This is a genomic window from Citreicoccus inhibens (genome assembly GCF_019039035.1).
Lineage (GTDB): Bacteria > Myxococcota > Myxococcia > Myxococcales > Myxococcaceae > Citreicoccus > Citreicoccus inhibens.
The window spans coordinates 85796-110175 of record NZ_JAHNZT010000002.1; the positions used below are offsets into that span (position 1 = coordinate 85796).

General features: G+C 71.0%; 20 protein-coding genes. 9 read left to right on the plus strand and 11 right to left on the minus strand.

Annotated features, from left to right (window positions below; all coding sequences use genetic code 11):
• Positions 1–5: 5 nt before the first annotated feature.
• Together KRR26_RS02980 and KRR26_RS02985 are read right to left on the minus strand one after the other, a co-directional pair.
• Complete coding sequence (locus KRR26_RS02980; RefSeq protein ID WP_217079074.1) at positions 6–1880, minus strand: lysophospholipid acyltransferase family protein; 1875 nt, start codon at positions 1878–1880, stop codon at positions 6–8.
• Positions 1881–1883: 3 nt separating this feature from the next.
• Positions 1884–2846 carry an SDR family oxidoreductase gene (locus KRR26_RS02985; RefSeq protein WP_120203834.1) on the minus strand — a complete coding sequence of 321 codons (963 nt, stop codon included), beginning with the start codon at positions 2844–2846 and terminating at the stop codon, positions 1884–1886.
• Positions 2847–2948: 102 nt separating this feature from the next.
• Here KRR26_RS02985 and mutL point away from each other — a divergent pair, with 102 nt between their 5' ends.
• From mutL to KRR26_RS03010, 5 genes are all read left to right on the plus strand, one after another.
• Positions 2949–4775, plus strand: coding sequence for a DNA mismatch repair endonuclease MutL (gene mutL / locus KRR26_RS02990; protein ID WP_120203836.1), 1827 nt, complete (start codon positions 2949–2951; stop codon positions 4773–4775).
• A 123-nt stretch (positions 4776–4898) separates the two neighbouring features.
• Positions 4899–5057 carry a hypothetical protein gene (locus KRR26_RS02995; protein WP_199723702.1) on the plus strand — a complete coding sequence of 53 codons (159 nt, stop codon included), beginning with the start codon at positions 4899–4901 and terminating at the stop codon, positions 5055–5057.
• A gap of 20 nt (positions 5058–5077) precedes the next feature.
• The gene (locus tag KRR26_RS03000) at positions 5078–5815 is read left to right on the plus strand and encodes a hypothetical protein (RefSeq protein ID WP_217079075.1); all 738 of its coding nucleotides are present in this window, start codon (positions 5078–5080) and stop codon (positions 5813–5815) included.
• A 110-nt stretch (positions 5816–5925) separates the two neighbouring features.
• A complete protein-coding gene (locus tag KRR26_RS03005; RefSeq protein WP_217079076.1) occupies positions 5926–6951 on the plus strand; it encodes a tetratricopeptide repeat protein in 1026 nt (341 codons plus the stop codon).
• 84 nt (positions 6952–7035) lie between these two features.
• Positions 7036–7554 (plus strand): hypothetical protein, encoded by a 519-nt coding sequence (locus tag KRR26_RS03010; protein WP_217079077.1) that lies wholly within the window; start codon positions 7036–7038, stop codon positions 7552–7554.
• A gap of 4 nt (positions 7555–7558) precedes the next feature.
• Here the strand turns inward: KRR26_RS03010 and KRR26_RS03015 are convergent, their stop codons facing one another.
• The 7 genes from KRR26_RS03015 to KRR26_RS03045 all read right to left on the minus strand — a co-directional run bounded on the left by KRR26_RS03015 (position 7559) and on the right by KRR26_RS03045 (position 16288).
• Positions 7559–9196, minus strand: coding sequence for a carboxypeptidase-like regulatory domain-containing protein (locus KRR26_RS03015; protein WP_217079078.1), 1638 nt, complete (start codon positions 9194–9196; stop codon positions 7559–7561).
• Entirely contained in the window at positions 9193–9780 is a 588-nt protein-coding gene (locus KRR26_RS03020) for a hypothetical protein (RefSeq protein WP_233576735.1), read from the minus strand. Before KRR26_RS03020 ends, KRR26_RS03015 begins: the two co-directional genes overlap by 4 nt.
• Before the next feature lie 20 nt (positions 9781–9800).
• Positions 9801–11693, minus strand: coding sequence for a sigma 54-interacting transcriptional regulator (locus KRR26_RS03025; RefSeq protein ID WP_120203844.1), 1893 nt, complete (start codon positions 11691–11693; stop codon positions 9801–9803).
• A 20-nt stretch (positions 11694–11713) separates the two neighbouring features.
• The gene (locus KRR26_RS03030) at positions 11714–12703 is read right to left on the minus strand and encodes a hypothetical protein (RefSeq protein ID WP_120203845.1); all 990 of its coding nucleotides are present in this window, start codon (positions 12701–12703) and stop codon (positions 11714–11716) included.
• Complete coding sequence (locus KRR26_RS03035) at positions 12700–14529, minus strand: serine/threonine-protein kinase (RefSeq protein WP_217079079.1); 1830 nt, start codon at positions 14527–14529, stop codon at positions 12700–12702. The genes KRR26_RS03030 and KRR26_RS03035 overlap by 4 nt, the downstream gene beginning before the upstream one ends.
• Before the next feature lie 28 nt (positions 14530–14557).
• Positions 14558–15655: a 6-phosphofructokinase gene (locus tag KRR26_RS03040; RefSeq protein ID WP_120203849.1), complete on the minus strand. Its 1098-nt coding sequence runs from the start codon at positions 15653–15655 to the stop codon at positions 14558–14560.
• Positions 15656–15805: 150 nt separating this feature from the next.
• Entirely contained in the window at positions 15806–16288 is a 483-nt protein-coding gene (locus tag KRR26_RS03045; RefSeq protein WP_120203850.1) for a hypothetical protein, read from the minus strand.
• A 131-nt stretch (positions 16289–16419) separates the two neighbouring features.
• Here KRR26_RS03045 and KRR26_RS03050 point away from each other — a divergent pair, with 131 nt between their 5' ends.
• The 4 genes from KRR26_RS03050 (at position 16420) to KRR26_RS03065 (ending at position 20638) form a co-directional block, all read left to right on the plus strand.
• Positions 16420–17070 carry a hypothetical protein gene (locus tag KRR26_RS03050; protein WP_217079197.1) on the plus strand — a complete coding sequence of 217 codons (651 nt, stop codon included), beginning with the start codon at positions 16420–16422 and terminating at the stop codon, positions 17068–17070.
• Between the two features lie 84 nt (positions 17071–17154).
• Positions 17155–18474 (plus strand): S1C family serine protease, encoded by a 1320-nt coding sequence (locus tag KRR26_RS03055; protein WP_120203852.1) that lies wholly within the window; start codon positions 17155–17157, stop codon positions 18472–18474.
• Positions 18462–19430, plus strand: coding sequence for an FHA domain-containing protein (locus KRR26_RS03060; RefSeq protein WP_217079080.1), 969 nt, complete (start codon positions 18462–18464; stop codon positions 19428–19430). Before KRR26_RS03055 ends, KRR26_RS03060 begins: the two co-directional genes overlap by 13 nt.
• A 47-nt stretch (positions 19431–19477) precedes the next feature.
• Entirely contained in the window at positions 19478–20638 is a 1161-nt protein-coding gene (locus KRR26_RS03065) for a DUF4130 domain-containing protein (RefSeq protein ID WP_236068250.1), read from the plus strand.
• Here KRR26_RS03065 and KRR26_RS03070 read toward each other — a convergent pair.
• Together KRR26_RS03070 and lon are read right to left on the minus strand one after the other, a co-directional pair.
• Positions 20608–21588 (minus strand): aldo/keto reductase, encoded by a 981-nt coding sequence (locus KRR26_RS03070; RefSeq protein WP_120203855.1) that lies wholly within the window; start codon positions 21586–21588, stop codon positions 20608–20610. The genes KRR26_RS03065 and KRR26_RS03070 overlap by 31 nt on opposite strands.
• Before the next feature lie 171 nt (positions 21589–21759).
• Entirely contained in the window at positions 21760–24252 is a 2493-nt protein-coding gene (lon, locus tag KRR26_RS03075) for an endopeptidase La (protein ID WP_217079081.1), read from the minus strand.
• Positions 24253–24380 lie beyond the last annotated feature (128 nt).

A 24380-nucleotide genomic window follows, 5' to 3' on the forward strand; every position in this document is an offset into this window, starting at 1 on the left:
GGACTTCACCCCGCGAACACGGAGCGGCGCTCGCGCAGCAGGGCTTGGATCATCCCCTGGATGGACTCGCGCGTGCGCTCGGTGAGGCGCTGCACCTCGCCCAGGTCCTCCGCGGACTCGGGCGCCAGGTCTCCCAGGTCGATGGGCTCACCGAACCGGATGCTCCACTTGGCGGGCAGTGGCAGCGGGCCGGGCATGAGCGGCAGGTAGGGCAGCCCCAGGAAGCTGGCGGGGATGCGGCCCAGCAGCGGCGACGTCTCCTCCGCGCCCACGATGGCCACGGGGACGATGGGCGCCCCCGTGCGCAGCGCCAGCTTCACGAAGCCGCCGCGCCCGAAGCGCTTCAGGCGATAGCGCTCCGCGAAGGGCTTGCTCAGGCCCTGGTAGCCCTCGGGGAAGACGACCACGGGGCGCTGCTCGTCGAGCAGGCGCAGCGCGTTCTCCGGACAGGCGCGCACGGCGCCCAGCCGGTTGAACAGGGTGCCCAGCACCGGCGCGTGGAAGACTTGATCCTCCACCAGCCAGCGCGGCTCGCGCAGATCCGGCCGCTCCCGGGTGATGGCCTGCGCCATCACCAGCCCGTCATAGGGCAGGGCGCCGGAGTGATTGGCCACCAGGATGGCCGCGCCCGAGGGCACCATCTCCGCGCCCTGCACGGACACGCGCCAGTACGGGCCATAGAGGAAGTCGAGCACCGGCTGGAGGTTTTCCACCAGCGCGGCGTCCTTGCCGTACTCGTCCACGCGCGTGCCACCGCTGGCGCCGAGCCCGGTGCGAACGGCCTCCACGAGCCCCTGCATGGCGCCCATGGCGCGTCCCAGTCCCTCGCTCGCGAGCGCCTGGCCGGCGATCTCCCGCGCCAGCGCGAACATTCCGCCGGCGCGGGAGGGGGGCGGACGCTCTGGCTCGGTGCCGAACTCGCCCGCGGAGAACGACTCCGCCTGCGCGCCCTCCACGGGAGGCACGAGCGACAGGGACGAGCGACGCTGCGGCGGGAACTCGTCCCGCGTGACGCTGGCCGTCAGCTCCAGCTCCTGCTCCATCGCGGCGACTTCCTCGGAGGTGGGGAGCGGCTCCTCATCGTCCGCGTCGGCGTTCAGGCCCCACGCGTCGTGGCCCCACGCGTCCTCGTCGTCCTCGTCCTCGAGGTGACCTTCGTACTCGTCCGAGGACAGCGGGGCGCGGCTGTCGGCGCCGCGCTCCAGGGGGCCTCGGCTGGCGTGCTGCTCCAGCACCTCGTCCACCGCGGGCCCTCCCGCCGCGCCCGCGACCTGGGCGGCGACGGTGGCGGCCAGCTCCCGCGCCCGGTGCGGGCTCGTGCCGGAGTCCTGGTCCAACACCTCGCGTACGGCGGCCTCGGCCATGCCCGCCGCCAGCTCCGTGGCCAGCACGCGGTCCACGTCCTGGTTGGCTTCCTCGCGCCCCTGGAGCGCCTCGTCCACGGCGGCCGCGGCGGCGGCCTCGGCCACCTCGGCGGCGAGCGCCTCCGTCAGCGCGCGGTCCACGCGGCGATTCTCCGCGGTGCGCTGGGCCGCGTCGTCCGCCATGACGGGGGGGCGCGCGGGTGGGGTGGTGCGAGGCGTGACGGGCGCCGCAGGCTCGCGCAGGGGCATGGCCTCATCGGCGATGGGCTCCGGCGCGACGGGCGGAGCCGCCTTCTCGCGCGCCTTCGCGCTGGCCTTCTTCGCGGAGGCCGCGGGGGGCTGACGGGACTTCGTCGCCTTGGCCGCCGCGGCCTGCTTCGGAGGTTTGCCCGAGGCCTTCGCCTTCTTCGCCGCGGGCTTCTTCTCCTCGGCGGGCTTGCGTGCGTCCGTGGCCTCCGGCTGGCGGGAGGCCGCGCCGCGCTGGAACGGATCATTCCCGAGGACACCCTTCGCCATGACTCAGCTCCTCCTCAACGCCGCAGCGGCATCCCTGACGTGGTGGACGGGGACGAAGCCCAGCGCCGACTCGGCGCGCTCTCCATCCGCGACCCAGGAGTAATGCATGTAGTCGAGCAGGGCCACCGGCAACGTCGCCGCGCCCGCCATGTCCAGTGCGTGAAGCGCGGCCCGGAACATCGGGCCGGGCAGGGGGAGCGGGCGGGCACCCGCCTGACGGATGAGGCCGGACAGCGGCAGCACACCGCGCCCCACGATGTTGAACGCGCCGGACGCGTTCGCCCGCAGCGCCAGGTGGAGCGCCCGCGCGGCGTCCTCCGCGTGCAGCGCCTGCCACAGCGGATCGTACCCCAGCAGGGTGGGCACCACCGCGCGCGACAGCAAGCGCGCGACGGGGTTGTCCACGTCGCTGCCGAGCAACGGCGCGAAGCGCAGCACCAGCGTGCGCGTGTCGGGGTGTCGCTCGCGGAAGGCCATGACCTGGCCCTCGACTTCGACCTTGTCGTTGATGAATCGACTGTGGGGGCAGCCCTGGAGCGGGGCTTCCTCCCGCAGCAGGGCGGGGTTGTTGCCCCGCGCGCCGTACGCGGCCGTCAGCGAGGGCACCACCAGCCGGGGCAGCCGCGCGCGCCCGGCCGCCGTGAGCACATTCATGGTGCCCACGACCTCCAGTTCGTGCGCCATCGAGCCACTGCGGATGGGGCCGAAGAGGAAGGCCAGGTGATAGAGCGCGTCCACCGCGTGCTCGGTGAGGGCGTCGGTCAGCTCGCCCTCCGCGTCGTGCCGGGTGAGGTCCACGCGGTGGAACTCGACCTTGTCGCCCGCGGGCTTCGCCACGTCGAGCACGACGATGCGCTCGACGTTCGGGTCGCGCTCCAGCAACGGGAGCAGCAGCTTGCCGAATTCGCCACTGGCGCCCGTCACGGCGACGCGCATCGGGCCCTTGTCTGCTCGTGTCACGTCCATACGCGGGTCCAGGTGTTAGCCCAGACGCCCGGGAATGTCAGCCCACTGCGTCATGGATGCGCTGGACAACGCCCTCCGGGTGGCGGAGGGTGGACGGTTGCCATGTCCCGCATCGCGCGCCTGAGCGACGTGCTCATCAACAAGATTGCCGCCGGCGAGGTGGTCGAGCGACCCGCCTCGGTGGTGAAGGAGCTGTGCGAGAACTCCATCGACGCGGGGGCTCGGACCCTCCGCGTGGAGCTGGAGGGCGGGGGGCTGGGGCGCATCACCGTCTCGGATGACGGCCACGGCATGGGCCGCGAGGACGCCATGCTCTGCCTGGAGCGCCACGCCACCAGCAAGCTGCGCGAGCTGGACGACCTGTTCCGCATCGACTCCATGGGCTTCCGGGGCGAGGCGGTGCCGGCCATCGCCTCCGTGTCCCGCTTCACGCTGCACACCGCGGAGCCGGGCGCGCTGGTGGGCACGCGCGTGACGGTGGAGGGCGGCGGCCCGGCGGTGGTGGAGGACGCGCCGCCTCGGGTGGGCACGGTCATCAGCGTGGAGGACCTGTTCTTCAACGTGCCCGCGCGCCGCAAGTTCATGCGCAAGGGCGACACGGAGCTGAAGCACGCCGAGGAGGCGGCCATGCGGCTGGCGCTCGCCTACCCGGACGTGGCCATCTTCGTCACGCACGAGGGCAACGCGCTGTTCACCAGCGCCGCGTCCGGCAGCGACCCGCGCGACCGCATCGCCGAGGTGCTGGGCCCCGCGTCGCATCCGCACCTGTTCCCCGTGGAGGAGCGGCGGCTGGGCGTGACAGTCACCGGCTACATCGCCTCGCCCGAGTACACGCTGCCCAACGCGCGAGGGCTCTACACCTTCGTGAACCGACGCTACGTGCGCGACCGTGGCCTCATCAGCTGCGTGCAGCGGCCCTTCCAGGACTTCCTGCCCGCGGGCCGGCAGCCCGTGGTGGTGCTGCAGATCGACGTGGATCCGCGCGCGGTGGACGTCAACGTGCATCCCCAGAAGCAGGAGGTTCGCTTCTCGGATGCGCGCGGGGTGCAGGACACCATCGGCGCGGCGCTCACGCGGGTGCTGCGCGCGGCGCCCTGGTTGGGCGCGGCGGGGCAGGAGGGGGCCGCGCAGCCGCAGGACGCCGCGCACTACGCGCTCGCAGTGGAGCGCTTCCTCACCCGGGCCCAGGAGGCTACGTGGGGCGCGCCGCTGCCCACGGTGATGGATGCGCCCTCGGTGCCGTCGAGCCCGCAGGCCGGTCCTTTCGCGGGCGGCTTGGGCGGCTTGCCGCTCGGGCGCGCCCCCGCGTTCGGCGAGGCCCAGCCTCAACTCAACGAGGCGCCACCTCCCGGGTACTTCGGCGCGCTGCGGCCCCTGGGCCTGCTGGGCGGGCGCTTCCACGTGTGCGAGGGACCGGGCGGAACGCTCGTGGTCCTGGATCCGCACGCGGCGCTGGAGCGCGCGCGGTTGACGTCCTACCTGCGCCTCTTGGACACCTCGAAGCCCCCGGCGCCTTCGTTGTTCGGCACCACGGTGGACCTGTCGCTGGCGGCGGCCCGGTCGCTCGTGGAGGGCCGCGACGCGCTCGCGCGGCTGGGGGTGGACGTGGAGCCCTTCGGCGGCACGGCGGTGGCGCTGAAGACGGTGCCGGCCGGTCTGGAGGGGACGGAGCCGCGCGCGCTGCTGGAGGCGCTCGCGCGGGCCCTGCCGCCCCCGGGCGGCGAGCTGGATGCCGTGTCGCTGGCCGAGGCCGTGCGGGTGATGGCGTGCCATGCCGCGCGCCGCGCCACCACCACGCCGCTGACGGACGCGCAGCTGCGCGCGTTGCTGGGCGAGCTGGACAAGGCGGACTTCACGCCCCCGTGCACGCACGGCACGGTGGTGGTGCTGGAGATGCCGCTCCTGGAGCTGGAGCGCCGCGCCCGCTGAGAACCCCAGGCGTGTCGCGCCCTTGCGCGCCCGGAAAGTTGACGCGTGGGAGGTCGCTGTTACGGTCCGCCACACGCCTGTAGCACGGGGCGGACTCACGGTTCCCACGCGAGGAGCGAGCGCATGCGCGGTGTCATCACCTTGCGTGACGTGCTGGCCAACCTGGGCGTCGTCCTCCGGGAGTTCGGCCCGCTCTGCGTGGCCCGCTGCGTGGTCGCGTCGCTGTGTCGGCGGCGCACCACGTTCCTCGAAATCGCCGTGCGCCCGCCCCGCTCGCGGTGAGTCCATCCTGAGCCCGCCCGATGCCCCGCCGACTCCTGCCCCTGCTCGTCCTCCTCGCCACGCCCGCGCTCGCCCAACCGGAGGACGCCGCACCGAAATCGCTGGACGGCGTGGGGCGCATCACCGTGAGCGGCGGCTGGCGGCTGACCTCGAATGACACCCTCTTCGACTCCTGGTACCGGCCCGGCAAGGTCGGCAGCGCGTGGCTCCCTCCACCGGAGCGCGGTGAGGATCCGCGCGGTGACGGGCCCGTGCTGACGGGCACCTTCGCGTACGCGGTGACGGACCTGGTGGAGCTGGGGATCGATCTCTTCGTCAGCGGCAACAACTCGCTGCGGCTCGCCGAGCCCGTGGGCGACGGCACCTTCGAGCGCCGCAAGCTGACGACGCTGTCGTACGGCGCGCTGGTGGGCCTGCGCTTCCAGGGCGTGCTGGACGGAATTGGCCCGCAGGGGCTGGTGCCCTTCGCGGGCATCCTCACCGGGCCCGCCGTGGCGGCGTCCAAGCGCGAGGGCTCTTCGATGGTGGAGAACGTCACGCAGGCGTGGATGGGCTCGATTGGCGCCACGCTTCGCTTGTCCGCGCACTGGGGCCTGACCGCCGAGTACCGGCTCGCCTTCCTGCGCGGCCCGGTGGAGACGCCGGACGCCGAGGGACACCCCGGTCCGTTCAGCTTCAACGGCGGCGGCAACTGGTTCACGCTCGGCCTGACGTATGCCTTCTCGCCCGAGCCTTCCAGGAGCGTTGGAAGCTTCTAGTCGCGGGCAGCGACCGAGCGTGCGCGCGAGCGCGGCGACTGGAATGTGAAGGCACCCGAGTCCTGTTCCGGTGCGGAAAAGTCGCTGCACTACCCTCGGAGTTCCCTACCATGCGCGAGTCGGCCGAAGTCGTCTCCGGGCCCAGGAAGATGTCCATGCCAAGCGAACAGCCGAAGTCCGATGTCGAGAAGGAACTCTCCGAACTCCGCAGGGAAGTCATTGAGTCGCGCAACCTGGTCATCAAGACCGACAACCTGCTGAAGAACCTCCATGCGGAGGTGAAGGCGGTGGGCAAGCGCCACGAGGACTTCCAGAAGCGCCAGTGGTTGTCCTCCGCCGTGGCCTACGCGTTGTTCGCCATCCTGGCCACCGGCGCCGCGGTGATGGTGACCAGCGCGCGCAGCTCCAGCGCCACGGGGGAACGTGAGCGCTTGGAGAAGCAGGTGGCGGACCTGAGCTCGCAGCTGGAGAAGCAGCGCGGTGAGCTGTCCTCGCACCAGACCGCGCAGCGCGCGGCGGCCGAGGTCTACAAGATGATGACCACGCTGCCCGGTGACGAGCGGCTCAAGGGCATCGACGCGCTCGTGAAGCTGGACACGTCGCGGCTCAGCTCGCTGGAGCGGCAGGCGCTGAATGATCGCGCCGCCATCCTCCGCCGCGAGACGGGCGACGCGGCGCTGGAGCGTGGCAAGGCCGCCTTCCGCCGCAACGAGATGAGCGCCGTGGTGGAGGACCTCTCGCGCTTCCTGGCCATGAACCCCTCGGAGGCGGACGCGCTGGACGCGTCCTTCTTCCTGGGTACGGCCTACAACCAGCTGCGCCAGCACGAGAAGGCGGTGCCGCTGCTGGTTCGCTTCGTCGAGAGCGACAAGAAGTCGAAGACGCGTGACTACGCCATGCTGCTGCTGGCCCAGTCGTACCAGGAGACCAATCAGCTGGAGAAGGCGGCCGAGACGGTGCGCTCGGCGCTGGCCACGTACCCGGCCACCCAGTACCTGTCGCAGTTCCGCGGGCGCCTCTCCACGGTGAAGCGGCTGATGAGCGGTGACACCGCCGCGCCGGGCCCGGTGCCTGCCCCGGCCGCCGGTGCGCCTGCGCCGGCCCAGGCTCCCGCGGCCACCGCGGCGCCGCAGTAGGTGTCCGGACCGCCCCTGTTAGCGGACGCTGTCCATGACAGGGGCGTTGCCACGCGGGGGCCACGGTCGTAAGACCTGGACCCCGTGTCCGCTCCCGACCCTGGCAAAGATCCCCGCTACCGTCGATTCCGCGGTGGCGCCTATGGGATCCACATCGCGCTCTCGACGCTGTTCTGCCTCTGGCTCATCTGGAACGTGGGGCGCTCGGTGGCGGCGATGACGCCCGCTCGGCCGCCCCCGTCCACGCCGCCGCTCACCTTCCGCGAGTGCCTGGACACCGCGCGCTCGCTCTGGGCGGACCTGGAGACGGAGCGCGAGAAGCTGGTGCGCGTGATGCCGGCGCAGAAGGTGGATCAGGAGTGGATGAAGTTCCGCGCGGATTGGCTCACGCGCACGCGTCAGGAGGAGTCACGCTGCGCGCTGGACTCGAGGGACCCCTCGCGCGTGCAGCTGCGCACCCTGTTCCGCAGCCTGGAGCACGTGCAGGACCTCTACACCATCCACGCCGTGCAGTACGCGGGCGAGGTGGGCGGCGCGGTGGATGCGCTGCACGCCGCGTTCGACGCCGCGCAGGCCAACGCCGCGGCCGGCTCGCTGCCCTGAAGGTTCAACGGGTGGGCAGCACCACCGTGTAGTGACCGGAGCTGTCGGAGAGCGCCTGCGCCAGCAGCACGGCGGAGGGCTTTCCCGCCACGGTGACGACGCGGAAGAAGCGGATGGAGGCGTTGGGGACCAGGTCCCCCGGCGTGTGCAGCACGCCCCCCGGCATGGTGACGAGCCCCGTGATGCTGCGCCCCTTGTAGAGCGTGAAGGGCTCCAGCCGCGTGGCCCCGGGATCGCCCGAGCCCACGGGCTGCACCGTGACGAAGCGGCTGACGCGCGGCAGGTTCTCCCCCGGGGTGAAGTCCAGCCGGTAGGTGGCGGGGTCCACGCGGAACTCGAAGTGGCCGTCCGCGTCCGTGACGCCCCGAGGCTGCGTGCCCGAGGAGGGAAGGGGCCATCCGGCCACCTCGGCCAGCGGCTCGGCGACGATTCGCACGCCCGGGGCGGGATTCCCGTCGGGCGTCAGCATCGTGCCGGTGACGAGGAGCCGATCCTGGCAGGTGATGTCCGGCAGGACGGTGAGCTCGGCGGGCACCGTCACGGCCTGGCGGGTGATGCGCGCGGTGGACGCGGGCGGCGGCACCGTCACCAGGGCGAGCGCTCCCTCCGCGCCGCTCGGCAGCGACAGCAGCTCGAAGCGTCCGTCCGTGCCGGTGAGCACCGGGCGGCTCACGTAGCCGCCGCCCCCGCCGACCCTGCCCTCCATCGACACGGTGGCGCCCGAGATGGGCTGTCCGCGCGCGTCCAGCACACGGCCTCCCACGCGCACCAGCGTGCCGTAGGCGCCCAGCGCCAGCGGCTCGGGAAGCCCCACGCGGGGATCCACCACGAACGTCTTGCGAGGCACGCCGTCGTCGTTGTTCACCGACGTCGCGGCCAGGAGCACGGTGGCGAGTCGCGCCGCCTCGGGGGCGAGGTTGAGCACGAAGCGCCCGGTGCCGCGCTCCACGCGGACGCGCTGGGACAGCGGACGCAGGCTGGCATCCAACGCCTGCACCTCCATGTCCGTGGCCACCGGCTGTGTGCCTTGCTCCACGAGCACGCCCTCCAGGCGCACCAGCGCCTCGGGGGCGGCGAGCAAGAAGTCCAGCGAGGCGCGGAGGCCGGGATCCACCGCGCCGGCCCGGGTGATGGGCGGCACCGTCACGTCACCGGGCACCACCGTCACGGCGTAGTCCCCGGTGCCCACGGGCATCGCGTAGGCGCCGTCCGTGGGCACGAGCGTGGCCTCGTAGTGGCGCGAGACGCCGGGGATGAGGCGGCTGGTGCCCGTGGCGCGCACGGTGATGCTGTCGCGGTACGCGGTGGGGCCCACGCCGCCGTCGGCCGTCGCGCTCACGTTGCGCGTCACCTTCCCCTGGAGCGACGCCGGGCCGAAGAGCTGGAGGTCCTGCTGCGGGCGCAGGTTGTCCACCGGGAAGTCCTGGGCATGCACGCCCTGGCTGGGCGCGGCGGTCACCTCGACGACGATGTCCCGGCCTGGGTCTCCGCAGCCGTCCGCGAAGCAGACCTGCTTGGGGCCGCATTCGGCGTCCGAGGCGCACACGAGCTGCGCGGCCTTGGTCGAATCGTCGATGAGTCCGCACGCGGGGGCGCCCAGCGCCACCGCCACCCAGGTCGCGATGCGAAGCCGAGCGTTCATCGGCAGTTCCCCTGCACGGTGTTCACGACCCAGGCATAGCTGGTGGCGAAGCCCGGATTGACCACCGTGCCGCCGTCCGCCAGGTCGAGCTGTCCGCGCGGCCGGGGCTCGCGGTGGATGAGCCGGGTGTCCGTCACGATGGCCTCCACGACGTGCAGGCCCGGGCTCGCCAGGAGGCTGTTGGCCGCGCGCAGGTCCACGTGGAGCTGCGCGCCGCCCGCGCGGTCCGGGCGCCCGGTGTTGGTGAACTCGTCCACCTGCTGGATGCGGCCGTCGGTGGGATAGTCCACGTACCACTCGACGCTGAGCGTGTCGTCCACGTCGGGATCCTGCACCTCCACCGAGAAGTCGAGCGCGCACGTGCTGGCGCCGAAGTCGCGAATGAGACGCTCCGGGGGCCGCACCTGGTTCTCGATGATGCGTGGTGGGCGGTTGAGCATGACGGGCAGGTTGTCCAGGAACGAGGCGCTGTCCTGCGGGACGAGGCAGCCGGCCGCCACGCCCAGGCACAGGGCGAGCCCGAACAGTCCCCACGTCGTGGGGGACCGTCGTTCGCGCGGGGCTCGAATCGAGGAGGGTCGCATCGTTCAGGGACCTGGCGCCGTCAGAGCAGCTCCTCGCCCTCCTCGGGGGGAAGGGGCCGGCCCGTCTTCTCCGCCTCCAGCTTCTCCAGGTGGCGGAAGATGGTGCGGGGATCCACGCCCAGGTCCTTGGCCGTCTTGGTGCGGTTGCCGTTGTTCCGCGCCAGGACCTCGTTGATGTAGCGCTTCTGGAACTCTTCCTTCGCTTGGAGCAGCGGCATGATGGGCTCCAGGTTCTCCGGCTTGAGGTCCAGATCGTCCGAGCCCAGCAGCGGCTTGTCCGCGAGCACCGCGGCCTTCTTGATGCGGTTCTCCAGCTCGCGGATGTTGCCCGGCCAGCTGTACTTCTTCATCGAGACGCTGGCGGACGGCGTGAAGCCGCGCGCCCGCGAGTTGAACTCCCGCGCGTACTTCTGAAGGAAGAAGCGGCCCAGGACGATGATGTCCTCGCCGCGCTCACGCAGCGGCGGCAGCTTCAACGTGACGACGTTGAGCCGGTAGTAGAGGTCCTCGCGGAAGGTGTTCCGCTTCACTTCCTCCTCGAGGATCTTGTTGGTGGCGGCCACCACGCGGATGTCCACCGCCTCGCCGCGGTTGTCGCCGACCTTGTAGACGACCTTCTCCTGGAGCGCGCGCAACAGCTTCACCTGGAGCTGCAGGGGCATCTCGCCAATCTCATCCAGGAACAGCGTGCCGCCGATGGCCGCCTGGAACTTGCCGGGGCGCGTGGCCACCGCGCCGGTGAAGGCGCCCTTGGTGTGGCCGAACAGCTCGCTCTCCAGCAGGTTCTCCGGGATGGCGCCGCAGTTGATGGTGATGAACGGGCCCTTGGTGCGCGGCGAGCGGCGGTGGATCTCCCGGGCGATGAGCTCCTTGCCCGTGCCCGTCTCGCCGGTGATGAGGACCGAGATGTCCGTGGGGGCGATCTTGTCGATGCGCTTGTACACGTCGCGCATGCCCTGACACGCGCCCACGATGTCGCCGTAGCGTTGATCCTCCAGCTTCTTGCGCAGCTCGGTGTTGTCCAGCTTGAGGTCATTCACCAGCAGCGCGTTGTGCAGGATGAGGGACGCCTGCGCCGCGAAGACGGTGAGCATGTCCAGGCTCTTGGGCTCGAAGCGGTTCACCAGCCGGTCATTGCCCACGTAGAGCACGCCGAACAGGTCGCCCTTGTGCATGAGCGGCACGCACATGACCGAGTGGACCTTGAGGTTGACCACCGACTCGCTGGCCTTGAACTCGGGCGCGTCCACCGCGTCCGCGAGGATGAGCGCGCGCTGGTCGCGCACCACCTTGGCGATGATGGAGTCGGAGAGCTTCTCCACCGCGTCCTCGATGTTCTCGCGGGAGATGTTGCGCGCCACCTTCACGCGCGGCTCGCCGCTCTCCATGAGGATGAGGAAGCCCTTGTCGGCGCGCGTCACCTCGATGGCCTCGTCCATGAGGCTCTCGAGGATGCGCTCCACGTCGTAGCTGCCCAGCAGCCGCTCGCTGAAGGCGGTCAGCCGCCGCAGGAGCACCAGCTCGCGGCCGGGGACCCCGGGCACCTCGGCGGTGTGCGAGTCCGAGCTGTTGGAGGACAGCGAGACCTCCACCTCGGCCGTGGGCGTGCGGGGCGGCGGGGCGCGGGGCGCGTCGTCGCGGGTGAAGACAAGCTCGGTGCCGCCCACGCGCACCACGTCACCGGTGGCCAGCGCGTGGGTGTCGCGCTTGCGTCCGTTGACCTGGAAGGTGGCGCCCAGGGTGCCCACTTCGTAGCGGCTGCCATCGAAGGTGACGTGCAGGGCGCTGTCGGGGACGGCGGGGTCCTCCAGGCGCACGTCGTTGTCAGGACCCCGGCCGAGGCTGGTGATGCGCTTGCGCAGGGAGACCGTGAGGACCTTGCCATCGGGGGAGCGGACGGTGAGGCTGGCCATAAGAGGGCGCGTACCTGGGGCTAGAACTTGAGGGTGAGGCCCGCGCCCACGCCGTCCGGGGAGGCATGCAGCCGCAGTCGCAGGGGCGGGGGGGCAGGAGAGCGGAGGGACTCGGAGGGCGAGGGCTCCGGGCGAGCCTCCATGGTGGTGCGCACGACTTGATCCTCGTGGTGGTAGATGGCGTCCACCACGCCCAGCGCATAGACGGTGTAGAAGCCCGTCGCCGACGCCAGCTTCAGCAACTGCCACGTGTCCGCTTGCCGCGCGCGGTCCGTGGGGATGTATCGCACCGGGATGGAGGCCTGTCCGTCCTCGTCATAGACATTGTCGAGGCGGATGAAGCCTTCCTTGTAGAGCGAGCCGTACGCGAAGAAGGAGATGATGCTCGTCACCGCGAGCGCGCCCTCGGTCGCGGCGAAGACGATGCCCAGGCTGTTGCGGCCTTGCTGGAACTGGCCCGCGCCAAAGGGCACGAAGTTGACCAGGAAGTTGCGCTTCTCCACCGTGCGCACGACGACCTGTCTCGAGAGTTCCTCGGCGCGGCGGCGCTGCGTCTCGGCCGCCAGCCGCTCCTGCTCGCGGCGCTCCGCTTCGGACTTCTCGCGCTCCACGCGCAGCCGCTGCTCTTGCCGGAGGAACTCCAACTCGCTGGCCATCTGGCCCTTCAGGTCTTCGAAGAAGGCCACGGCCGGGGGCGGGACGACGAACGGATCCAGGTTGAAGTCGGGATCCAAGCGCAGCAGCGCGCGCAGGTGCCGCGCGGCCTCTTCGGTGCGCCCCAGGTTGAAGGCCGCCAGTCCCGCCAGCTTCTGCAGCTCCTCCAGGTCCTCGGGGCCGAGGTTGCCGCGGTCGATGCGCTGGCCCGCGCGGTCCAGCACCTCGGCGTACTTGCCGTACTCGAAGGCGGCGCGGAGGGCGGACACCTCGGGGTCGGTCGGCTCCTGCGCTCGCGCGGGCAGGGCGAGCGCGAGCGCCAGGCAGAAGAGGAGGAGCGACAGGGCGCGGCTCATTCGGGGTGCAGGGTTCCGCGCAAGGTGGTGGGTTTGCCCGGCTCCAGGAGGACGACGCGCTTCTCCGCGCGGAAGCCCGGGCGGCTGATCTCCACCTCGACGCGGTGCTGGAAGCTGGCCGGGCCGCGCGGGGAGCGGATCTCGAAGGGCTGGGCCAGGCTGTCGTGCGCGGTGCGGCGCGTGTCGCCCACCTGCACCAGCGCGTCCGCGGGCTGATAATCGAACGAGAGCTGCGAGGGCTTGAGCAGCGCACGCAGCCGGAAGACGTTGTCGCCCTCGGCGCTCACGTCGATGGTCTCCGTGGTGTCCTCGCAGTAGTCGCAGGTGATGGTGACGGAGTGGCGGCCCGGCGTCGTCTGCACGTTGTGCTGCGCGAGCGGCTGCGCGCTGGCCGGCGCATCATCCACCCGCACGAAGCCATAGGGCCGCACCAGGATGGACACGGGCATCGTCCGCACGGGGGCGGTCCCCTTGCGGGCCGCCGAGCGCGGCTCCTCGGTGGACTCTGGCGGCGCCGGATGCGGAGCTGGCGGGCGCTCCATGGCGGTCCGCACGACGGTCGTGACGGGCGGCGCCGGGGGCGTGGCGCGCGTGGGGGGCGGCGTCACCCGGGCAATGGGCTGGGGCGTTGGCGCGGTCGCCGAGGGCGGGGTGGGCACGGGCGCCGCGGGCTCGCGCAGGGCATGGACCTTCCAACCCACCGTGCCGAGCACGCCCGCCACGACGGCGGCGGTGCCCAGTCGCAGGCCCCGGCGGCGCCAGGTGCGCAGCCGTTGGGCGCGCTGGACGTTCTTGAGCAGCGCGAGGGCGCGCGCATTGTCCGCGTCCAGCGCGAGCACCTGGTTCAGGTGCGCGAGGGCGCGCGGGGTGCGCTTCTCGGCGAGCAGGCGCTCCCCGCGCTCCAGCAGCGCCGCGACGATGCGCTGGCGCGCGAGCTTCTTGTACGAGGGCGGGTCGGCGAAGAACGACACGAGCTCCTCGCCCACGCGCGGGAAGCCCAGGCCGGTGAGGTAGTCCGCGAGCGCGTCGCGGAGCTGGCCCGCGTCCGCGTAGCGGCGGCGCGGGTCGCGCTGAAGACAGAGGGCGCAGATCTCCGCCAGCTCATCGGACAGCGAGGGCACGCGGCGCCGAGGGTCCTCGTAGGCGCCATCGAGGATGCGCTTGAGGGTGGCGGTGGTGTTGGGCGCGCTGAAGGGCAGGCGGCCGGTGAGCAGGGCATAGAACATGATGCCCAGGCTGAAGACGTCCGCCTCGGGGCCTGCTTCGAGTCCCTCGATGATCTCCGGGGACATGTGCGCGGGCGATCCCACCAGCGTGCCAGTGACGGTCATCCGCTCTTCGATGTCGAGCAGCCGCGCGATGCCGAAGTCCATCAGCTTGAGGACGCCGTCCTCGCGCACCATGACGTTGTCGGGCTTGAGGTCGCGGTGGATGACGCCGGACTCGTGCGCGTGGGCGAGCGCCGCGGCCAGCTCGTGGATGATCATCGCCGCCAGCTCGGGCGGCTCCAGCGCGCCCTCGTCCAGGTACGTCTTGAGCGTGCGGCCTCGGATGTACTCGGTGACGATGAAGGCGTCGTGGGCCTCGGCGGGGGAGAAGTCGAACACCTCCAGGATGTTGGGGTGGTGCAGCTTGGCCACCGCGCGGGCCTCGCGCGCTAGGCGCTTGCGCGACTCGTCCTTGCCGGCCAGGTGCGGGTGCAGCACCTTCACGGCCACTTCGCGATCGAGCGCGGTGTCGAGCCCTTTGTACACGACGCTCATGCCCCCGGAGCCCAGCTCCTCCAGGATGCGATAACGACCGATATGGCGGCCGACGAGCGTCATGGTTCGCGTTTGCCCCTGCTCCCTCGACTCAGTCCCCGAATCCGATTCCCATGCTCTTGGCGAACCGCACCAGCTCCCCGTGCGGATCCACCCGGCGCTCCTTGCGCGACTCACTCAGCGGCACCGCGACGATGGCGTTGTTGCGCAGCGCCACCATGTGGCCCCACTGCCCGTCGCGCACCAGGTCCAACACCTTGCAGCCGTAGCGCGTGGCCAGCACGCGGTCCGCCGCGCTGGGACTGCCACCGCGTTGCAAGTGGCCCAGCACCGTGACGCGGATCTCCGCGTCGATGTGCCGCGCCAGCAGATCCGCGCACACCTTGCCCGCGCCACCCAGCCGCACCACGCCGCGTCCCGGAATGTCCTCGGCCTTCTCCATCACCGCCAGCGTGCCGCCCTCGGGGAAGGCGCCCTCGGAGATGGCGATGATGGAGAAGCTGCGCCGGCGCGTGGCCCGGCGGCGGATCTTCTCCACGATGGACTCCACGCGGTACGGAATCTCCGGCAGCAGGATGACGTCCGCGCCGCCCGCGATGCCGCTGTCCAGTGTGAGGAAGCCCGCGTGCCGGCCCATGATCTCGACGACCATCACCCGGTCATGCGACTCGGCGGTGGAGTGCAGGCGGTCTAGCGCCTCGGTGACGATGAGCCGCGCGGTGTCGAAGCCGAACGTCTGGTCCGTGCCGGACAGGTCGTTGTCGATGGTCTTCGGACACCCGACGACCTTCAGGCCCTTCTCCGCCAACCGGTGCCCGATGGACAGCGTGCCGTCGCCGCCGATGGTGACGAGCCCATCCAGGCCCAGCTCCTCGCAGCGGCGCAGCACCCGGTCCGACACGTCCCGCTCCACCCAGTGGTCGCCCTCGCGCAGGGCGTAGGCGAAGGGGTTGGCTCGGTTGGACGTGCCCAGGATGGTGCCGCCCTTGGGCAGGATGCCGCGCGTGTCCTCCACGCCGAGCGGGCGGACGAGCTCCGGCTCGCACAGCCCCATGTAGCCGTTCTCGATGCCGACGAATTCATGGCCGAACTCGTGCGCGCCACGCCGGACGAGGCCGCGGATGAGGGCGTTGAGCCCCGGGCAGTCACCGCCACCGGTGAGGACTCCGAGTCGCAGGGGTCGGGTCATGGTCACGAGTCAAGTCGGACGTGGGTGTCACGTGGGTGAGGCCGCGCTATGACAGCGACGTCGGGGCGGATTGTAGGAGCGCGCTCCGGGGGGTGCAACGCGTGAATACGCCCCACGTCGGATCTCCCGGTGCCAGGGAGATAGGGCACTTCAGTCGCGCTTGAGGCGGCGGCGGGAGGCCAGCCGATCCAGCAGGGCCTGCAGCTTGTCCTCGGGCTCCGGCGGGAGGGCCTTGTCCGTGGGCGACTGGACGGGCAGGGCGCGAGCCAGCTCGTACAACTCCAGGAGGCGCTCCTGGAGCAGCTCGTTGCCGGGGCGATCCTGGAGCGCGCGGCGATAGGCGGCGGCCGCGCCCACATAGTCTCCCAGCGCGAAGAGTCGCTCGCCCTCCTGCATGGGCGTGGAGGGGCCGAGCGACGGCAGCTCGTGGGGCTCGCGCGGGCGGTTCTGCAGGTGCTGCAGCTCATGGGGCTGGAGCGACTCGCGCACCAGCACGAGCTTGTGGGCGAGCCCCTCCTCCGTGGGGAAGGCACGAGCGAGCTGCTCGAAGAGGCCGAGGGCCTCGGCGAGTTCGCCACGGCGCAGGGCTCGGTCGGCGCGCGCCTCCAATTCGGCCCTGGCGGCTGGAGTCATCGGGGCGCGAACGTTAGCCGCGCCCGAGGGGGATGTCACACGGGGAAGCAGGCGCGCGGGACTTCCTGGAATACGGGCGGACAGGTGGCGCGGGCTATGCTCGCCGCGTGGTGTGGCCGCTTCTGACGCTCATGTTGATGGTGCAGCAGGGGGCGCTGGGCGCCGAGCTGCGCCGGGATGGTTACAGCTTCCGGCCCCCGGCGTCCTTCCGGATGACAGGCTGGGAGCGCTACGCCGGCTCGCGCGTGGGCGCGGTGTCGCTGGAGCCCGGGGCGTCTCGCGGCCTGTCCGCGGTGCTGATGGATGGCGAGGGCCCGGAGGCCGCCACGTGGCTGGTGTCGGTGGTGGAGCAGGGCTTCTCCGCCAGCCCTTCCGAGCGGGACGCGTTCGCCTCGGCGGTGCCGGGGCACTTCCTGCGGGAGTTGGGACTGACGCTGTCTCCCGAGCGGGTGGACCGGGTGGGCGGGCCGGTGCCCCGGGTGGAGGTGCTGGGCACGTTGCGCGAGGCGGGCCAGGTGCGCGCGGTGCTGGTGACGGCGCTGGCGTCCGAGGGGCGTCACGCGGTGGTGACGGTGAGCGCGCCGGCGGAGCGGTGGGAGGCGCTGGCGCCCCAAGTGCGCGCGTCGTTGGAGAGCTTCCGGATGGAGCCTCCCGTCGCGGGCGTGGTGCCTCGGCGGGTGGCGGGCGCGCTGGCGGGGGCGCTGGCGGGCGCGCTGGTGGCCTCCTATGCCGCCTGGCGCAGGCGACAGCGGGGGCGCGCCGAGTTCGGGCCGCGTGGCTGAGCGCGGGCGGGCGCTTCCGTGGCGGCCCGCCCTGCTTCGTCCTGTCCCTGTGTGGGGCCCCCTGGGGTACTGTGCGCCGTGCCCATGATCGTCCTCATCGCCGTCGCGTTGCTCGCGCAGACGCCCGTGGTGGCCCCGGTGGAGCCGGGCGTTCCTCCTGGAGCGTCAGAGGCCGCGCGTCCCGAGGCGCCGCCTCCCGTGCTGCCGCCCGCCACCCACGAGCTGTTCCGCAAGATTCAAGGGCGGGTCGCGCAGGTGCGCATCATCGAGCGGCGCTCGGGGACGAAGTCGTCCATCGGCTCGGCCTTCTTCGTGAGCGCCCAGGGGCACGCCATCACCAACTACCACGTGGTCTCCGACCTGGTGCTCCACCCGGAGGACTACACCGCCGAGTTGGAGCGCGGCGCCGGCACCGTGTTGGTGCGGCTGTTGGACGTGGACGTGGTGCACGACCTGGCCCTCATCCAGACGGATGTGCCAGCCCCGGACTTCTTCCCGCTGGATGACCACGAGCCGGCGCAGGGCACGCGCCTGTTCGCCATGGGCAACCCGCGCGACCTGGGCACCACCATCGTCGAGGGCACGTACAACGGGCTCGTCCAGGATGCGCTGTACGAGCGCATCCACTTCACGGGCGCCATCAACCCGGGCATGAGCGGCGGGCCCACGCTCACGGGCGAGGGCCGCGTGGTGGGCATCAACGTCTCCACGCTGGGCAATCAGGTCGGGTTCCTGGTGCCGGTGGCGCATGCGCGCGCGCTGCTGGCCCGCGTGCTTCAAGCTCCGCGAAAGCAGGTGGACGAGTCGTTGCTGCCGTCGGTCCATCAGCAGCTCCTGGAGAATCAGCAGCGGCTGACGGAGCGACTGCTCGCCTCACCCCTGCCGCAGCAGCCGCTGGATGACTACCGCGTGCCCGGGCGGTGGAGCAGCTTCCTCAAGTGCTGGGGGGACACGGCCCACGAGCCCGATACGCCCTACACGGTGACGAACTATCAGTGCTCGTCCGAGGAGGACATCTACCTGTCCTCCAATCACAGCACGGGCGTGGTGTCCTATCTCCACCAGCACGTGAGCAGCCGGGAGCTGGGCGCGCTGCGCTTCGCGTCGCTGTACAGCTCGCTGTACTCGCAGGACCCGGACTCCGTCCCCGCCACGCGCGAGGACGTCACCAACTTCCGTTGCCAGTCGGAGTTCGTGGACGTGGGCGGGCTGCCCGTGCGCGCGTCGATGTGCCTGCGCGCGTACCGGCGCTTCCCGGGCCTCTATGACCTGGTGCTGCGCGCCGCCACGCTCAACGCGAGCACGAGCGGCGTGGACTCCAGTCTCACCCTGGCGGGCTTCAGCGCGGACAACGCCCGCAAGCTGGCGCGGCGCTACCTGGAGGGCCTCTCGTGGACGAAGTGATCTTCCTGGAGGTCCTGGAGGGCGACGGTGTCCAGGCCCGGCACCGGCTGGAGCGCTTCCCCGTCAGCGTGGGGCGCGGCTACGACAACGACATCATCCTGGACGACCCCAAGGTGTCCGCGTCGCACCTGCGCGTCGAGCGGCGCGAGGACGGCGCGCTGGTGGTGCGCGACCTGGGCAGCCAGAACGGCACCTTCCGCGTGGACCCCTGGGCCCCGCTGGCCGAGGTGGTGCTGACGCCCGACGCGCGCGTGGCGCTGGGGGACACGGTGCTGCGCTTCCGCCCGCGAAGCCACAAGGTGGAGGACACCGTCATCGCGCGGATGGCCGAGTCTCCCCGCGAGCGCCTCTTCGAACAGCCTCGTGCCTTCACGGCGACCCTCCTGGTGTTGGTGTTCGCGTGCCTCGTCTCGGGCTACGTCACCAACTACCAGCGCACGGACTGGGGCGACCTCCTCACCTCGGGGTTGATTCCGCTGGGCGTGGCGCTGCTCTGGGCGGGCGGTTGGTCGCTGGCGAGCCGCATCTCGCGCCGGAGCTTCCAGTTCCGCACCCACGCCACCCTCGGGGGGCTGATGTTGTTGGGCGTCACGCTGGTGCCGGCCGCCACCGCGACGCTGGGCTTCAGCCTGTCGTGGCACTGGGGGCTGGGGTTCCTGACGAAGGTGGCCTACCTGGGCCTGCTGGTGTGGGGGCTGTTCTGGCACCTGCGCTACGTGACGCGCTGGGAGCCCGTGCGCCTGTTGCGCGTGCTGGTGGTGGGCTCGGGCGTGTTCCTGCTGCTCACGTACATCCCCACGCTGCTCGCCAACGAGGAGTTCAGCCCGGAGTTGGACTTCTCGCGCTCGATGTTGCCGCCCTCGTTCCGCGTGGCCCGGACCCAGTCCCTGGACGCGTTCTTCCAGGACAGCGCCCAACTGCAGAAGGACGTGGACTCGCTCGCGAAGGAGGAATGAACGGGGTCGCGTGTGTCGGACGGGTGAGGTAGGACGCGGGGCTGCCCATGTCCGGAGTCCTGCCCGAGCCCTTCACGCGCGTCCACGTGACGTTCGAGCTGACCTCCTTTCGCGAGGTGGCGCGCACGCTGCTGGCGCGCGGTGCGCCACCGGAGCGGGTGCTCTTCGTGGAGTCCCATGAGGGCGCTCGTGGCTTGGCGCACTCGGACCCGGAAAGCATGCGGACGCCTGGGGGGCTCGCGCCGGGCATGGCGCCCGTTGCCGCGGCGAGCGTGCCTCGGGATTTCCTCGTGCTGGCCGAGGCGGTGGCCTGTCATCGCTCCGCGGAGCGCTGGGGGCTGCTCTATCGCGTCCTCTGGCGACTCACGCGCGGGGAGCGCGCCGTGCTGGAGCGCTCGGGGGATGGGGATGTGGCGCGCCTGCGAGAGATGGAGCGCGCGGTGGGGCGTGACGCGCAGAGGCTCCTGGAAGGCGCGCGGTTTCGTCGCGTGTCCTCGGATGAGGGCGAGCGGTTCGTCGCGTGGTTCCGGCCGGCACACCGCATCGCCCGGTACGTGGCTCCGCGCGTCGCGCGGCGGTTCGCGTTCGCGCGATGGAGTCTCCTCACGCCCGACGCGAGCGCGCACTGGGATGCCGGGCAGCTGCGCTTCGCGGCCGGCGTCGCGGACCCTGGGATGCCCGAGCCTCGCGCGCTCGGCCCCGAGGGGCAGATGGTGGGGGCGGGGGACGGCGCGGTTTCGTTGATGCTGGTGCGCGAGCGCTCCGACGTGGCGGATGCGAGCGCGGGCCATCCGCTCTTCGGCGCCGAGGCGTCCCTGCTCGACGAGGTGCTTGCTCGGGCGCGGCTGCGGCGCTCGGCGGTGCACCGGGCGTCGCTGCCCAGGGACGTCGAGGACTCGGAGTGCCGGGCGTGGCTGGAGGCGGAGGTGGCGACGGTGCGGCCTCGGATGGTGGTCGCGCTGGGCGAGGGGGCCGCGCGCGCGTTCCTGGGGCCGAGCTTCCGCTTCCACCTGGACCGGGGGCGGCTGCTGCGCACGCCGTGGGCAGACGCTTGGATGGCCACGTTCGACCCCGCGCAGGTGCAGCGGATCGCCGAGCCGCGCGCTCGGGCCGAGGCGCGGATCCACTTCGAGGCGGACCTGCGCTCGGCGGCGGAGTGGGTGAAAGGCCCGGGGCGCTACATGCCCTTGACGGAGTGGGGCCGGTAGGGCGCCTCCAGCATCTGGACCTCCGCGGGCTCCAGCTTGAGGTCCACCGCGCGCGCGGCGTCCTCCAGGTGCGTGAGCTTGGTCGCGCCGATGATGGGCGCCGTCACCACCGGCTTGGACAACAGCCACGCGAGAGACACCTGGGCGGACGGAACCCCGCGCGTCTCCGCCACCTGCCGCACCGCCTCCACCACGTCCCAGTCGCCGGGGTGATCGTAGAGGATGGGGGAGAGTGAGTCAGTGCCCGCGCGCTTGGTGGACTCTCGGTCATCCAGGGACTTTCGCGAGCCCGCCAGCAGCCCCCGCGCCAGCGGAGACCAGGGGATGACGCCCACGCCCTCGGCCTCGCAGAGGGGGAGCATCTCGCGCTCCTCCTCGCGGTAGACGAGGTTGTAGTGGTTCTGCATGGAGACGAAGCGACTCCAGCCACGGCGCTCGGAGACGCCGAGCGCGCGCGCGAACTGCCACGCGAACGCGGTGCTCGCGCCGATGTAGCGGACCTTGCCCTGCTGCACGAGCAGCTCCAGGGCGGCGAGCGTCTCCTCCACCGGCGTCATCGGATCCATGCGGTGGAGCTGGTACAGGTCGATGGTGTCCACGCCGAGCCGCTTGAGGCTCGCCTCGCACGCCTGGACCACGTGCTTGCGCGACAGGCCGCGCATGTTCTGGCCATCCCCGGTGGGGAAGAAGACCTTGGTGGCCACGACCACTTCTTCCATGCGCGCGTAGCGGCGCAGCGCGCGGCCGGTGATCTCCTCGCTGACGCCCAGCGAGTACATGTTCGCGGTGTCGAAGAAGTTGATGCCCAGCTCCACGGCGCGGCGGAAGAACGGCTGGGAGGACTCCTCGTCCAGCACCCAGGGGCGCCACTTGGGCGTGCCGTAGCTCATGCACCCCAGGCAGAGGCGAGACACCCGCAGGCCCGTGCGGCCCAGGTTCACGTACTTCATCGGTGCGCTCCTTTCGCGCGTCACGCGCTGCATCTTCGTGGGTCGCGCGGCATCTTCGTGGGTCGCGCCCGGTCCGCCCAGCGCGACTTTCGTCGGACGTGGCCGAAAAGACGACGGGCAGGCCCCCAAGGAGGGAGCCTGCCCGCGTGACATCCGAGAGGACCGCTGGAACTACGCGCGGACCTCGGGAGCGCTCTCGGCCGAGGGCGGGATGGCAGGAGCCTCCTTGCCCGGCTCACCCCCGCCCGAGGCGGACGCGCCGCCCTTGAACGGAGAGGTCTCCAGCGCCGCCTTGAGCACCTCGTCCATCTCCTTCACGAAGATGAACTCCAGCTCGTTCTTGGCCTGATCCGGCACGTCCACCAGGTCCTTGCGGCACCGCTCGGGCAGGATGACCCGCTTGATGCCCGCCCGGTGCGCCGCCAGCACCTTCTCCTTGATGCCGCCCACCGGCAGCACCAGGCCCCGCAGGGTGGCCTCGCCCGTCATCGCCGTGTCGTGCCGCACCCGGATGCCCGTCAGGAGGCTGGTGAGCGCGGTGAGGATGGTGACGCCGGCCGAGGGACCATCCTTGGGGATGGAGCCCGCGGGGAAGTGCAGGTGCAGGTCCGTCTTCTCGAGGAAGTTCGGGCTGATGCCCAGCGACTCCGCCTTGCTGCGCAGGTAGCTGAGCGCCGCCGTCGCGCTCTCCTTCATCACGTCGCCCAGCTGGCCGGTGAGCGTCATGCCGCCCTTGCCCGCCATCTTCGTCGCCTCGATGAAGAGCAGGTCGCCGCCGGCCGCCGTCCAGGCGAGGCCCGTGGCCACACCGGGGACTTCCGTGCGCTCCGCGACCTCCGAGTAGAACATCTCGGGCCCGAGGATCTCCTTCACGCGCTCGGCGTTGATGATCTGCTTCTCCGTCTTGCCGCCCGCGACCTCCACCGCGATGGCGCGGCAGATGTCCGCGATGCGCCGCTCGAGGTTACGCACACCGGCCTCTCGCGTGTACGAGGTGGTCAGCACGAGCAACGAGTCGTCGGTGATCTCGATGTGGTCCGGAGACAGCCCGTGCTCCTTGAGTTGCTTGGGGACGAGGTGGATGCGGGCGATCTGCTGCTTCTCCTCGAACGTGTAGCCGGACAGCTCGATGATCTCCATGCGGTCGCGGAGCGGCCCGGGGATGGGGTCGAGCTGGTTCGCCGTGGCGACGAACATCACCTTGGACAGGTCGAACGGCACGTCCAGGTAGTGGTCGCTGAACGAGTTGTTCTGCTCCGGATCCAGCACCTCGAGGAGCGCCGCGCTGGGGTCGCCGCGGAAGTCCGCGCCCAGCTTGTCGATCTCATCGAGCATCATCACCGGGTTCTTGGTGCCGGCCTTCTTCATGCTCTGGATGAAGCGGCCGGGCAGCGCGCCCACGTAGGTGCGCCGGTGCCCGCGGATCTCGGCCTCGTCGCGCACGCCGCCCAGGCTCAGGCGCACGAACTTGCGCCCCGTGGCCTTCGCCACGCTCTGGCCGAGCGACGTCTTGCCCACGCCCGGAGGACCGACCAGGCACAGGATGGGGCCGCGCATGTCGTTCTTCAGCTTGCGCACGGCCAGGTACTCCAGGATGCGCTTCTTCACCTTCTTGATGCCGAAGTGATCCTTGTCGAGCTGCTGGCGCGCGTTCTCGATGTCGAGGTTGTCCTCGGACAGCTTGGCCCACGGCAGATCCGCGATCCAATCCAGGTAGGTGCGCGCGACGGTGTACTCGCTGGAGGCCGCCGGAATCGTCTTCAGGCGGTTGAGCTCCTTCTGCGCCACCTTCTCCACGTCGGGCGGCAGGCCCGCCTTCTTCAGGCGCTCCTGCAACTCGTCGAGCTCCTCCTCCTCCTCGCCCATCTCGCCGAGCTCTTCCTTGATCGCCTTGAGCTGCTGGCGCAGGTAGTACTCGCGCTGGGTCTTCGACATCTCGCCCTTCACGGCGGAGTCGATCTTGTTGGAGAGCTTGAGGATCTCGCGCTTGCGGTTGAGCAGCTCCAGCACCAGCTTCATGCGTGCCTTGAGGTCCACCGTCTCCAGGACGGCCTGCTTCTCCTCGATGGGCACGTCCACGTTGGCGGCGATGAGGTCCGCCAGGTGGCCGGGGTGCGTGATGCTCTCCACGAGCTCCGTGGCCGCCGCGGGCAGCTCGGGCATCAGCTCGATGACCTCGCGGGCGAGCTTCTTGAGGTTGATGCCCAGGGCCTCCACCTCGACGTTCTCCGCCGAGGTCTTGTCCTCGACCGCGTCGATGCGGGCCTTGAGGTAGGGGGCCTCCTGGACCAGCTCCAGCACGCGGAAGCGCGCCAGACCCTGGACGACGAGCGAGTAGTTGTCCTCGCCCATCTTCAGGAGCTTCACGATGCGGGCAACCGTGCCCATGGTGTAGAGGTCGGAGGCGCCCGGGTCCTCCTCCTCGGCGCGGCGCTGGGTGACGACGCCGATGACCTGGTCGTCACGAACCGCGTCCTTGATGAGCGCAATCGTCTTCTGGCGGCCGACGGCCAGCGGGAGCACGCCGCCCGGGAAGAAGACACTGTTCCGCAGCGGCAGGATGGGCAGCACCTGCGGGATGTCTTCCTTGTTGATCAGCCCTGGAGGAGCCATCGCGGTGGGCATGGCGCTGGCCGCGGTGCCCTTCTTCTTCTCGTCAGACATGAAGTTCGGCCTCTTCCTTCTTGATCCCGGTCAGCAAGCAACCGAGCCGGTGAACCATCTGTCGTTTTTCTGCGGCAGATGAAGCAAGGTAACAACCAAAACGGATGTGGCAAACGCGGTGTGCGTTT